The organism is Psychromonas saccharinae, from assembly GCF_051201515.1.
GTDB lineage: Bacteria > Pseudomonadota > Gammaproteobacteria > Enterobacterales > Psychromonadaceae > Psychromonas.
In genome coordinates this window covers 4,449,873-4,462,289 of sequence record NZ_CP195153.1, presented here as the reverse complement: position 1 = coordinate 4,462,289, position 12,417 = coordinate 4,449,873, and the positions used below count along the sequence as shown (strand labels likewise).

The window sequence follows — 12,417 nt, the reverse complement described above, 5'->3', positions numbered from 1 at the left end:
CTATTGAGAATAATAAAAAATATGCACTTATGCTTCTCTATCACGGCCCATGGATTTGGTCATGGTGCTATCTCTACCGCAGTGATCCAACAGGTTATGGATGATTTTCCATCGATTAAAATCACCATTCTGACGCTTTTACCTAAAAGTTATCTAGATTCACGGCTTTCTGGATCTTATACCCATATTCAAGTTGGACATGATTTCGGTATGTTGATGCATTCACCGATCGAAGTTGATGTCGACAGTAGTCGAGAAAAATACGCTGAACTTGATAAAAATTGGCAACGAGTTGTACAGCAAGAAGTCGATATTTTAAAGCAAATTCAACCAAACTGTGTGATTAGCAATGTGTCTCCTATTACTTTAGAAGCGGCAATGAAGTTGGGAATACCTACTGCAACGGTTGCCCCATTTAATTGGGCTCAAATTTATCAGCGTTATTGTCTTAATAAACAGGATAAACAAACGGTTGCAGTGTATAAGCGGATGCAGCGTATTTATAAGAGCGTTGATTATATCTATAAACCCTTGCCTTCAGTCCCAAATTCGGATTTAAATGAAATTAATATTGCGAGTATTAACAGTCAACCCTATTCACAGCGGCAAAGGTTACTTGAGCAATTACCCAAGGGGACAACTTCGATTGCGTTAGTCGCACTTGGTGGTTTGCCTATCACATTGAATTTTCAAGAATGGCCAATCATTTCAGGTTTGCATTGGTTAGTGGATCAACCGAGTCAGCATTTGCGTAATGATATGACGCAGGTTGAGGAGCTTGATCTATCATTTTTAGCATTGTTGGGAAGCTGTGATGTTATTTTAACTAAACCCGGTTACGGCACCTATTGTGAAATTGCTGCTGTTGCAGCGAAAAAAAGCATTCGTGTGATTAGTTTAGCGCGGCCAGATTGGCCAGAGACACCTTTTTTAAATCAGTTTTTAATGGAGCGGGTGCCTTTTAGTGAAATTAATATTAATCAATTACAGGGAGAGTCGTTAAAAGCGGTCATTGAAAAAGTAAACAAGCTTGAATACCCAAGGGCACAAGCTTGTGAGGATGGCGCTAAACAGATGGTTGAACATTTGTTAGCGCAATTGGGGTAATATCAAGATAGTTACTCTTTGATATTATTTCTCTAATTGAGGCCCCGCTGTGACTAATGCTTTACCTGCTGGCTTATCCGTATATTGGTCAAAGTTTTTAATAAATAACTCCGCCAATTCTTTTGCTTTCACCGTCCATTCTTCTGGTGTCGAGTAAGTATCACGAGGATCTAAAATAGCAGGGTTAACGCCCGGTAAAGCTAATGGTACATCGAGATTAAAGTAAGGTATTTTTTTCGTTTCAGCTGTTTCGATTGAGCCATCTAAAATCGCATCAATAATACCGCGTGTATCTTGAATAGAAATTCGTTTACCTGAACCATTCCAACCAGTATTAACTAGGTAAGCTTCGGCACCACAGGCTTCCATTCGTTTGACTAACTCTTCTGCATATTTTGTTGGGTGAAGACTTAAGAAAGCCGCGCCAAAACAAGCGGAAAAAGTAGGTACAGGTTCTGTAATACCTAATTCAGTACCTGCTAGCTTAGCAGTAAAGCCAGATAAGAAATGATATTGGGTTTGTTCTGCCGTTAGTTTTGAAACGGGCGGTAATACGCCAAATGCATCTGCGGTTAAGAAGATAACTTTTTGTGCATGGCCACCTTTGGAAATAGGTTTTACTATATTATTAATATGATAGATTGGGTATGAAACACGCGCATTTTCAGTTTTACTCGCATCGTCATAATCAACGACGCCATTTTCATCAACAACGACATTCTCGAGTAATGCATCGCGTTTTATCGCATTATAAATATCTGGTTCTGCTTCAGCACATAATCGGATTGTTTTAGCGTAACAACCCCCTTCAAAGTTGAATACACCATCATCGTCCCAACCATGCTCATCATCACCAATTAAGGCACGTTTCGGATCCGTTGAAAGAGTTGTTTTACCTGTTCCAGATAAACCGAAGAAGATAGCGGTATCGCCTTTTTCTCCAATGTTTGCAGAACAGTGCATAGCAGCAACACCATTTAACGGCAGTAGGTAATTCATCATCGAGAATATACCTTTTTTCATTTCACCACCGTACCAAGTACCGCCAATAACACTCATATTTTCGGTCAAGTTAAAGGCAACAAAGTTTTCAGAGTGAAGGCCATGTTCTTTCCAATTAGGATTAACGGTTTTAGAGCCTGTCAATACCACAAAGTCAGGTTCAAATTCGGCTAATTCTTCATCCGTTGGGCGAATAAACATGTTTTTTACAAAGTGTGCCTGCCAAGCAACTTCCATTACAAAACGTACTTTTAAACGGTTTGTGCTATTTGCACCACAAAATGTATCGACAACAAATATACGTTTATTGGAAAGTTCTTCTGAAACGAGGTGTTTAAGGTCTTGCCATACTTCTTGCGTGATGGCCTTATTATCATTTTTACCTTGATCTGCCCACCAGAATGTATCGCGAGTCACATCATCTTTTACAATGTATTTATCTTTTGGGGAACGGCCTGTGAAAATACCGGTATCAACGGCAACGGTGCCGCTAGTGGTGAGAGTGCCTTTTTCAAAACCTGTTAGGTCAGGTGACATTTCTTCTTCGAAAAGAGTGTCGTAACTTGGGTTGTAAATAATTTCAGAAACATCGGTAATGCCGTACTTTTGAAGCTCGCTAGTGGACAGTGATTTAACTCTTGTCATATATCAATTCCTCATTAAGTGTTTGAAATTTTATTTGTATTTTTGAATAAAATGTCATGGTTCAGGGTAGGGTATCCTGAATAACTTAGGGGAGATCTAGTTCAAAAAATGGACTAAAAGTGATAATTCATAGTGATATAAATCTATTTTTTGAGGTTGTATAAATATGTGGGGAAGAATTATTTTTTGATAATTCAATAAGGCATTTATGGTGTTATTTTTCCGTGCATAAAGTCGCATAAATCAAACTACTCTTTTTATGCAAGAGTAGTTTGATGGCTTATTTAATGTTGTGTTTCGTTCGGATTCGCTAATAATATTTGCAAGTCACTTTCGTTAAGATGATAGTCACTACCACAATATTCACAGTGCATATCGATAGCACCTTGCTCTTGTAATATATCCTGTAGTTCGTCAGAAGAGATTGAAGCTAAAGAAGAAAGACAGCGTTCTTTTGAACAGTTGCATTTAAATGCGATAGGTTGCTCGTTAAATAAATGTACCGTTTCTTGATGGTATAAACGATATAATAGCTGGTCATTAGGTAGTGTATATAACTCATCTTCCTTAACCGTCGCCGCTAAAGTTGTGACATGTTGAAATTGTTCTTCATGGTTTTCTTGATCGACAGCAGGCAATGTTTGTATTAATAATCCGGCTGCCTGTGGCTTTTCAATGTGGCTAGCATGCAAAATAATACGTGTTGGTAGCTGTTCTGATTGTGTAAAATAGTCTTCAAGACACCCGCTTAACGAGTCTTTATCTAATGCGATAATACCTTGATAACGCTCCCCATCTTCAGGCGTAATGGTTATCATCAAGTGCCCTTTACCAACTAATTCTCTGAAAGAAAGTCCTGTTGTGTCTCCTTCCGCACGTGCAGTACCACGTAGTTCTAGATCTTGGTTTGCATTGATCACGGCCATCGATAATGGACCATCACCCTGTAATTGCACTGCAATTTTACCTTCGAATTTCAATGTCGCAGTTAATAGGCAAGTTGCAACTAACAATTCACCAAGCACATTTGCGACTTCTACACTGTATTCATGGTTTGATATTATTTCATTATAGCTGTCATGTGCATGGGCGATTTCACCGCGAATTTGATAATCGTCAAAAATAAAACGTTGTAGTTGATCACTCATTTTTTGGTTCTCTTGTTATTTATTATTTGGAGAGAAATCATTTCTCTGATGTTCTGGTTAGTCGTAAATAGCAGTATTACGCTGGGCTTTTGCTTGAATTAGCTCACGGCGCTGTTTTTTATTGGGTTTACGATCGGGATGTGGTGCATTTTGTAAGCTTAATTTGCGTAGGGTTTGGTATTCTTCGCGTTTTTTAATACTTTCAGGAGTTTCAGTGTAAAGTGTTTCGGCAATGGGGGCACCACGGCGTTGGTCCGATAGTATTTCTACTCGTACTTGTTTGAATATATCACCCTGTCTGATCGAAAGCAGCGCGCCTTCTTCTACTATTTTACTGGCTTTACCACGTTGACCGTTATAGTGAACCTTGCCACCTTGAATCATATCGCGAGCAATACTGCGGGTTTTATAAAAACGGGCTGCCCATAACCATTTATCCAAGCGAATTTTTTTATCAGCCATCACTTTACTCACTTATATATTGATAAATAAGTATAGCAAATTCCATTTTATCGAGCAGTTTTTCTTTCTGTTTTGAGATTTTTTTTCTATATTTTTAATATCATGGTTTACATTCTGTCTTATTCCCCATGCATGTTTGTTGCTTATCTTTATAGACATACTGTAGCATGTGGTTTTTAGCGGCTTGTTTTATGACCACTGCGCTTTTCGTTAATTTTTGAAATCGTACTGTGATAACAACCTGTGGCGAGTTAAGACTTGAAATAATAAAAGGTGTGCCAGTGCCATTATCTACTTTTTTACAAAAATTTTCGGGAGTAGCGACCGTTATTATTGGGGGAATGCTTGCCTATCAATTTGCAATACTTACGTGGTCTGTTTTTCCTAATCAGGAAGACGACTATCAGTGGGTTATCCCAAAGGGGAAGGCTGTTAGTAGTCAAGTTGATACTCGTGAATTACAACAACAACATCTCTTTGGCGAAGTCATTGAAGTGAAAAAAGTCGCTAAACCGACTAAGTCAGTTAGTGTTGCACCTAAAACTAAATTGAATCTTATTTTAGTTGGTGTCGTGGCGGCGAGTGACCCGCATTATTCTAGTGCTATTATTAGTTATAAAAGTAAACAGGGTAGTTACTTTATTGATTCAGAAATAGAAGGAACTCAAGCGTCAGTATCAGAGATATATTCTGATCGGGTTATTCTTAATGTCGACGGTGCATTTCAGACATTAATGTTAGATGGTGTTGATGGTAAACCGGCTAGCAAGGCTGTACGTCAGCCAAGAGAGCGTCGCGTTAAAACAGAAAAAGCGCCCGTTGATGTGGCACTAGATCGACAAGAAATTCTCGATGATCCGAGTAAACTGACCGATTATGTTCGTATATCACCCTATCGAGAAGATGGACAAGTATTGGGATATCGATTACGCCCGGGTAAAAATCCAGAGTTATTTGAACAGGCTGGTTTTGAAAAAAATGATCTTGCTGTTGAATTAAATGGCGTGGATCTTTTAGATACTCAACAAGCATTTTCATTGATGAAAGAGTTTCCAACAATGACCGAAATAAATGTAACTGTAGAGCGAGATGGTCAGTTACATGAATTATCCCTTAATATTCCTTAATTCAAAAAATTAACCAAACTGATTTTATTGATATAGCCATTTGCTAATGGAATGAAAGACTTGGAGTTTTAAATAAATGTTGTTTTTAGGTAAAAAGAATAGGCCGACAAGATGGTTAAAGCGATCGGTATTAGCACTGTTGTTGTGTACGGCAAATCCGATGATTGTGTCTGCGACGGAATATTCTGCGAGTTTTAAAAATGCTGATATTAATGAGTTTGTTAATATTGTGGGCAAAAATTTGCAAAAAACGATTATCGTTGACCCAGCTGTACGAGGCAGTATTAATGTCCGTAGTTATGATCTGCTCGATGAACAACAATATTACCACTTCTTTCTAAATGTCTTGGAAGTGTATGGTTTTGCTGTTGTTGAAATGGATAACGATGTCGTTAAGGTGATTAAATCTAAGGATGCCAAAGTCGCTGCTATCCCTGTCATTGATAACGGGACGCAATTTTACGGTGATGAAATGGTGACGCGTGTTGTGCCTGTTATCAACGTTTCAGTTCGAGAACTCGCACCATTATTGCGCCAACTTAATGATAATGCTGGTGGTGGTAATGTTGTTCATTATGATCCCGCCAATGTGATTATGATTACGGGTCGTGCTGCCGTTGTAAATCGTTTGGTTCAAATTATTCAACGTGTTGATAAAGCGGGCGATCAAGAAGTTGATATTGTTAAATTAAAATACGCCAGTGCCTTAGAAATGGTGAAAGTAGTGAGTGCCATTCAAAGTCCTACTTCATCGAGCAAAAATAGTACGTCAAATGTGTTAAAACCACGGTTAGTTGCCGACGAACGTACTAATTCAATTATTATCAGTGGTGAACCGCAATCTCGTGCTCGCATTGTGAAGCTAATTGGTTCGCTTGATAATGAACTCCAAAATGATGGTAATACACGTGTTTTTTACCTGAAATATGCTAAAGCTGAAAAAGTCGTTGATGTATTGAAAGGGGTCAGTAAAACCCTCGAAAATAATGTTGATGGTAAAGGTAATTCACAATCGGCTAATTCGACATTAAGCATTGAAGCCCATGAAGGCACAAATGCGATTGTTGTTTCTGCACAGCCGGCATTAATGTCTTCGTTAAGTAATATTATTCGCCAATTGGATATTCGTCGTGCACAAGTCCTTGTGGAAGCGATTGTTGCAGAGGTGTCTGAAAGTGACGGGATTAACTTGAGTACACAATGGGGCTCTGAATTTGGTGGTTCGCAATTTAACGATAATGGTGTAACAACTGGCGAATTAGTCACGGCTGCTTACGAAATTGACGAAGATGACGATTTTGATAGTGCGGCAAGTGCACTAGCAAGTATTGCGGGTGGTATTCTGGGTATTACCGATGGTAATTGGGGCGTTGTATTACAGGCATTAAGTAGTTCAACCAGCTCAAATATTTTAGCAACGCCGAGTATTACGACACTTGATAACCAAGAAGCTAGTTTTATTGTTGGTGATGAAGTACCTGTATTGACTGGGTCAACCTCAAGCGCTAGTAATGACAATCCTTTTCAAACTATCGAACGTAAAGATATCGGTATTAAATTAAAAGTGACACCGCAAATCAATGAAGGAGATGCGGTGCAAATGGTGATTGAACAGGAAGTGTCGACAATTAAAGGCCAAACCTCCGTCGATATTATTTTTGCTACGCGTGCAGTGAAAACAACGGTATTAGCTAAATCGGGTGAGACCGTTATTATCGGTGGTTTGATCGATGAAGATGTGAATGAATCTGAAGATAAGGTGCCATGGTTAGGGGATTTACCCGTAGTTGGTCATTTATTCAAATCGACCAAAAGCAGTACCGAAAAACGTAATCTGATGATCTTTATTCGCGCGACGATTATTCGTGATGATAAAACAATGCGGGAACTTAGTACCCGTAAGTATGGTCTGATGAGAGAAGTACAGCAAGCTCGCCAAGATGAAGGGATTAATTTAATGCCAAATAGCCTTGAGCCAGTATTGCCTGAATGGGGGACTAGCTATGAGGTTAATCCGCAAGCCATATTAGATGATATGAATAAACGTCAGCAATTTAATCCACAAGTGCAGGAAACAAACTAATGAGTTTGCTGGAACAAACAGAGCCTATTTTTAATGAACCTATTATCGAGGAAACACCTCGAGGACAGCTGCCTTTTCCTTTTTCTAAAAAGCATGAGGTTGTTATTTCCTATGAAGGTTCTGATATTGCGCTTTGTTATAAACAGAAACCTAATGCGACTTTATTACTTGAAATATCTCGAGTGCTTGGTAGTCCGTTTACGCTGCGACAAGTGGATGAAGGTGCCTTTGAACAGTTAGTGACGATTGCTTATCAATCGTCGTCGTCGGAAGCACAACAACTGATGGAAGATATCAGTAGTGATGATTTTTTTACCCTTGCCGAAGAGCTACCGGGTAATGAAGATTTACTTGAAACAGAAGACGATGCTCCTATCATTAAGCTGATTAATGCAATGTTAGGGGAAGCGATTAAGGCCGAAGCCTCGGATATTCATATTGAAACCTTTGAGAATTCATTGGTTATCCGTTTTCGTATTGATGGTGTGTTGCGTGAGATTCTTAAGCCACAACGTAAATTAGCGGCATTGTTAGTGTCGCGTATTAAAGTCATGGCGAAGCTTGATATTGCAGAAAAACGTATCCCACAGGACGGTCGCATATCACTGCGAATCGGTGGTCGTGCGGTAGATGTGCGTGTCTCAACCATGCCAGCTAGCCATGGTGAACGTGTTGTTTTGCGTTTGCTTGATAAAAATGCAGTGAAGCTAGACTTATCAACCCTTGGAATGACAGAACAAAACCATCAATTACTGCGCGAACTTATTCATAAGCCGCACGGTATTGTCTTGGTTACTGGACCGACGGGATCAGGTAAAAGTACAACTTTATATGCTGGATTATCGGAAATAAATTCGAAAGATCGTAATATTCTCACCGTTGAAGACCCGATAGAGTATGCGATTAGTGGTATTGGTCAAACGCAAGTTAATACCAAAGTGGATATGACCTTTGCGCGTGGATTACGAGCTATCTTACGTCAAGATCCTGATGTGGTGATGATTGGTGAGATTCGTGATTTAGAAACGGCCGAAATTGCGGTTCAAGCCAGTTTAACTGGGCATTTAGTGTTTTCAACATTGCATACAAATAGTGCTGTTGGTGCGATTACCCGTTTACGTGATATGGGCATTGAGCCGTTTTTATTATCATCGAGTTTACTCGGTGTCTTAGCACAACGTCTCGTTCGCCGATTATGTGCAAACTGTAGAGAACCGCATGCAACAACGGAACGAGAAAATCATATTTTAGGTTTACCAGAAACTGAAAAAGCGATTGTTTATCGCGCCGTTGGTTGTGAGTTTTGTAACCATAGTGGATATAAAGGACGTACAGGGATCCATGAGTTATTAATGGTCAATGAAGATGTTCGCCAATTGATTCACACTGGCGCGGGCGAATCGGCCGTCGAAAAAGTTATTCGTCAATATACACCTAGTATTCGAGAAGATGGGTTAGCGAAAGTACTTGCGGGGCAAACTACTTTAGAAGAAATTTTACGAGTGACCAGAGAGGAATAGCGTGGCTACTTTTTTTTATAAAGCACTTGATGCACGAGGAAAACAAAAAAAAGGCACCTTAGAAGCAGATTCAGCTCGTTTATTGCGTCAACAGTTGCGTGCGTCTGGCTTAACACCCATTGAGGTGGGATCGATAGCAGATAAAAGCTCTAAAAATAGCGTCAATTTATTACGTAGTAAAATTAAAACCGCAGATTTAGCCCTTATTACACGTCAACTTTCGACCTTAGTGGCATCATCTATCCCCATTGAGGAATGTTTACATGCGGTTGCCGAACAGTGCGACAAGCCTAAAATTAAAACGATGATTGTGGCTGTGCGTGGTGGCGTAGTTGAAGGTCATACACTCGCTGATAGTATGCGTGCATTCCCGGCTATTTTTGATCACCTTTTTTGTGCCATGGTCGCAGCGGGCGAAAAGTCTGGTCACCTTGATAAAGTACTTGAGCGTTTAGCGGATTATGTTGAACAACGACAAGAGATGCGTAGCAAAATGCTACAGGCAATGATTTATCCTATTGTACTAACCTTAGTGGCCATTTCCGTTATTGCTATTTTATTAGCCTCTGTTGTACCACAGGTTGTGGGCCAATTTGAGCATATGGGCGCTGATTTACCGGGAACAACACAGTTTTTAATTGCGGCCAGTGATTTGATTCGAGGCTATGGATTATATTTTCTGATTTTTGTTGTTATCAGTATGTTCACGATTAAACAGATATTAAAAAAACCTGCTAAGCAATTAGCGTTTGATAAACAACTATTAAAACTACCTGTGATTGGGCGTGTTGCTAATGAGCTTAATACCGCTCGTTTCGCACGTACTTTAAGCATACTAAACAGCAGTGCTGTACCTCTTTTAGAGGCGATGTCCATTGCTGGGCAGGTGCTGAGCAATCTTTATATTCGAGAGCAAGTGGGTGAAGCAACCGAGCGTGTTCGAGAAGGTGCTAGTCTGGGGCAAGCATTGAAAAGTACGAAGTTATTTCCGCCGATGATGTTGCATATGATTACCAGTGGTGAACGCAGTGGCGAGCTCGGTAATATGTTGGAACGCTCTGCTGATAATCAAGATAAACAATTTTCATCGCAGGTGACTATTGCGTTAGGTATTTTTGAACCGGCTTTGGTTATTTCTATGGCTGGGGTCGTTTTATTCATTGTGACTGCTATTTTACAACCAATTTTACAATTAAATAATATGGTTTCTGGCTAATTAGTTTTTAGGCAATGAGGTTCGATAGATCCTCAATTCAATTTCTATTTCAAAATATAAAGGGTAAGAAAATGCAAGTTAGCAACATCAATAAAAAAGAAAAAGGCTTCACTTTATTAGAAATAATGGTGGTGATTGTTATTTTAGGGGTACTTGCTTCAATGATTGTACCCAATTTACTCGGTAACAAAGATAAGGCAGATCGTCAAAAAGTCGTTTCCGATGTCGTTGCATTAGAAAATGCCTTAGATATGTATAAATTAGATAATGGCTCATACCCAAGTTCAGATCAGGGATTGGAAGCATTAGTGTCTGAACCAAGTGGTTCTCCTGAACCTCGTAATTACCGTGAAGATGGCTATATTAAACGTCTTCCTGAAGATCCATGGGGCAATGAATATATTTTAAGTAACCCAGGAGAACATGGGAAAATTGATATTTTATCCGTTGGATTAGACGGTGAAGAAGGAACCGATGACGATATTGGTAACTGGAATTTAAGTGGTAATTAAGCCCTATTTTTGTGGATAAATATCAAATAATCCAGCGGAAACAACAGCAAGGCTTTACCCTTCTGGAGTTGATGCTGGTTTTTTTATTAATGGCGATGATTTCGGTGGGTGTCATGATGACGCTACCTAATGCCTCGAACTCGCAAGATGGACTGCAATGGCAGGCCCAGCGTTTTAGTACTTTAGTACAATTTGCTGAAGATGAAGCATTAATATCCGGATCACAGTTAGGATTAGTTTTCAGTGAAAACAGTTATCAATTTGTTTTTTATGATTATGAAACTAAAAATTGGCAGCAAATAGAGAATAAACAAATACAAAATAAAGTTGAATTGCCCGAAACTTTATCTCTCGAATACAGTTTATCCGGTATTGCATGGGATGAGCTTGATACCGAAGATCAGGATACTTTTATTAGCGATGATGATTTAGTGCATATCGATGGAGAAGACCGAACTGTGGATTTAAAACCGCAGGTTTATTTGATGTCGAGTGGTGAGGTAACGCCTTTTGCGGTGACGCTTTCGCTTAATGAGAGCAGTGCAAATGTGCAAGCGATAACCATTACGGTCAGTACGACTGGTAATGTCACCATATCCGAGGAGGAATAATGCGTAACGTCAGCGCTGCTCGGTATTTATCTAAACAAGTTGGCATTACATTACTAGAAGTGATGCTGGCATTAGTGATTCTGGCGGTATCTGGTCTGTCAGTAATGAAGGCAGCTTCAGGGGCTTTAAATAACCAAGCATATCTTGAGCACAAGACACTGGCTCTATGGGTCGCTAGCAACCATTTATCTGATTTACGACTTGAGCAAAACTGGCCGGGCGAGAGTTGGACAAAAGAAACCGATGATATGGGTGGGGTGACTTGGTACGTTCGCTATCAATTGGTGGCGACCGCAAACAGTGATTTTAAAGCGCTCGATATTGAAGTTAGTGATAAAGAGGATGGCCAAGCACTTGCTTATATTAGGACCTACGTTGCGAAATAATAAAGGGTTTACTCTACTCGAGGTATTAGTTGCCATCGCTATTTTTGCAATGTTAAGCCTTGCTGCCTATCAAATATTACAAGGTGTCTTACGAAGCGGTGAAATTAGTAAAGAACATAGTAATGCGCTGACAGAGTTACAACGCGCAATGTTAATTATTGATCAGGACTTTTCACAAATTACTTATCGCTTGTCTCGCGATGAAAATGTAGAAGAAGAAGAGTTACAGGTGATGTCTGCTGGCGAATCATTATTTGAGTCTGACGATCAAGGTATTGAATTTACGCGGTTAGGTTGGACAAACCCTTTTGATCTATTGCCTCGCTCTGAATTGCTTCGAGTACGTTATCGGTTGAAAGAAGGTCAGTTACAGCGGTTATATTTTTTATATCCCGATTTGCAAGTGGGCGATGAGCCACAGGAACAGGTTTTATTAAATGATGTTGAAACATTAAGCTTTCGCTTTTGGGATGGTAGTTGGCAGGATAGCTGGACCTCTACAGATAGTTTACCAGACGGTATTGAGATTAGTTTTACAACTAAAAAATATTCAGAAATTCGTCGTGTATTTATTATTTCTGCGGACTCTGGGAGTTAG

General features: G+C 39.6%; 12 protein-coding genes. 9 read left to right on the top strand and 3 right to left on the bottom strand.

The features are described 5' to 3' along the window. Positions 1-21: 21 nt before the first annotated feature. Complete coding sequence (locus ACR30L_RS19955) at positions 22-1,107, top strand: hypothetical protein (RefSeq protein WP_435235981.1); 1,086 nt, start codon at positions 22-24, stop codon at positions 1,105-1,107. Positions 1,108-1,131: 24 nt separating this feature from the next. On the opposite strand, the gene pckA is transcribed toward ACR30L_RS19955, so the two are convergent. The 3 genes from pckA to hslR all read right to left on the bottom strand — a co-directional run bounded on the left by pckA (position 1,132) and on the right by hslR (position 4,364). Then, complete coding sequence (pckA, locus tag ACR30L_RS19950) at positions 1,132-2,736, bottom strand: phosphoenolpyruvate carboxykinase (ATP) (RefSeq protein ID WP_435237930.1); 1,605 nt, start codon at positions 2,734-2,736, stop codon at positions 1,132-1,134. A gap of 302 nt (positions 2,737-3,038) precedes the next feature. After that, positions 3,039-3,902 (bottom strand): Hsp33 family molecular chaperone HslO, encoded by an 864-nt coding sequence (hslO, locus tag ACR30L_RS19945; RefSeq protein ID WP_435235980.1) that lies wholly within the window; start codon positions 3,900-3,902, stop codon positions 3,039-3,041. A 57-nt stretch (positions 3,903-3,959) separates the two neighbouring features. Then, a complete protein-coding gene (gene hslR, locus ACR30L_RS19940) occupies positions 3,960-4,364 on the bottom strand; it encodes a ribosome-associated heat shock protein Hsp15 (protein ID WP_435235979.1) in 405 nt (134 codons plus the stop codon). 281 nt (positions 4,365-4,645) lie between these two features. Between hslR and gspC the strand changes: the two genes are divergently transcribed. The 8 genes from gspC (at position 4,646) to gspJ (ending at position 12,417) form a co-directional block, all read left to right on the top strand. After that, positions 4,646-5,491, top strand: coding sequence for a type II secretion system protein GspC (gspC, locus tag ACR30L_RS19935; protein ID WP_435235978.1), 846 nt, complete (start codon positions 4,646-4,648; stop codon positions 5,489-5,491). 76 nt (positions 5,492-5,567) lie between these two features. Then, positions 5,568-7,574 carry a type II secretion system secretin GspD gene (gene gspD, locus ACR30L_RS19930; protein ID WP_435235977.1) on the top strand — a complete coding sequence of 669 codons (2,007 nt, stop codon included), beginning with the start codon at positions 5,568-5,570 and terminating at the stop codon, positions 7,572-7,574. Beyond that, entirely contained in the window at positions 7,574-9,094 is a 1,521-nt protein-coding gene (gene gspE / locus ACR30L_RS19925; RefSeq protein ID WP_435235976.1) for a type II secretion system ATPase GspE, read from the top strand. Before gspD ends, gspE begins: the two co-directional genes overlap by 1 nt. Position 9,095: 1 nt before the next feature. Next, complete coding sequence (gspF, locus tag ACR30L_RS19920) at positions 9,096-10,310, top strand: type II secretion system inner membrane protein GspF (protein WP_435235975.1); 1,215 nt, start codon at positions 9,096-9,098, stop codon at positions 10,308-10,310. Positions 10,311-10,381: 71 nt separating this feature from the next. Then, positions 10,382-10,822, top strand: a complete 441-nt coding sequence (gene gspG / locus ACR30L_RS19915; protein WP_435235974.1) for a type II secretion system major pseudopilin GspG — start codon at positions 10,382-10,384, stop codon at positions 10,820-10,822. 11 nt (positions 10,823-10,833) lie between these two features. Continuing rightward, a complete protein-coding gene (gene gspH, locus ACR30L_RS19910) occupies positions 10,834-11,433 on the top strand; it encodes a type II secretion system minor pseudopilin GspH (protein ID WP_435235973.1) in 600 nt (199 codons plus the stop codon). Beyond that, entirely contained in the window at positions 11,433-11,819 is a 387-nt protein-coding gene (gspI, locus tag ACR30L_RS19905; RefSeq protein ID WP_435235972.1) for a type II secretion system minor pseudopilin GspI, read from the top strand. Before gspH ends, gspI begins: the two co-directional genes overlap by 1 nt. After that, entirely contained in the window at positions 11,809-12,417 is a 609-nt protein-coding gene (gene gspJ, locus ACR30L_RS19900; RefSeq protein WP_435235971.1) for a type II secretion system minor pseudopilin GspJ, read from the top strand. The genes gspI and gspJ overlap by 11 nt, the downstream gene beginning before the upstream one ends.

Excerpts from the sequence above, each read along its gene's own strand:
- gspG (WP_435235974.1), top strand. The coding sequence starts at position 10,382 with ATGCAAGTTAGCAACATCAATAAAAAAGAAAAAGGCTTCACTTTATTA.
- hslR (WP_435235979.1), bottom strand. The coding sequence starts at position 4,364 with ATGGCTGATAAAAAAATTCGCTTGGATAAATGGTTATGGGCAGCCCGT.
- ACR30L_RS19955 (WP_435235981.1), top strand. The coding sequence starts at position 22 with ATGCACTTATGCTTCTCTATCACGGCCCATGGATTTGGTCATGGTGCT.
- gspD (WP_435235977.1), top strand. The coding sequence starts at position 5,568 with ATGTTGTTTTTAGGTAAAAAGAATAGGCCGACAAGATGGTTAAAGCGA.
- gspI (WP_435235972.1), top strand. The coding sequence starts at position 11,433 with ATGCGTAACGTCAGCGCTGCTCGGTATTTATCTAAACAAGTTGGCATT.
- hslO (WP_435235980.1), bottom strand. The coding sequence starts at position 3,902 with ATGAGTGATCAACTACAACGTTTTATTTTTGACGATTATCAAATTCGC.
- gspE (WP_435235976.1), top strand. The coding sequence starts at position 7,574 with ATGAGTTTGCTGGAACAAACAGAGCCTATTTTTAATGAACCTATTATC.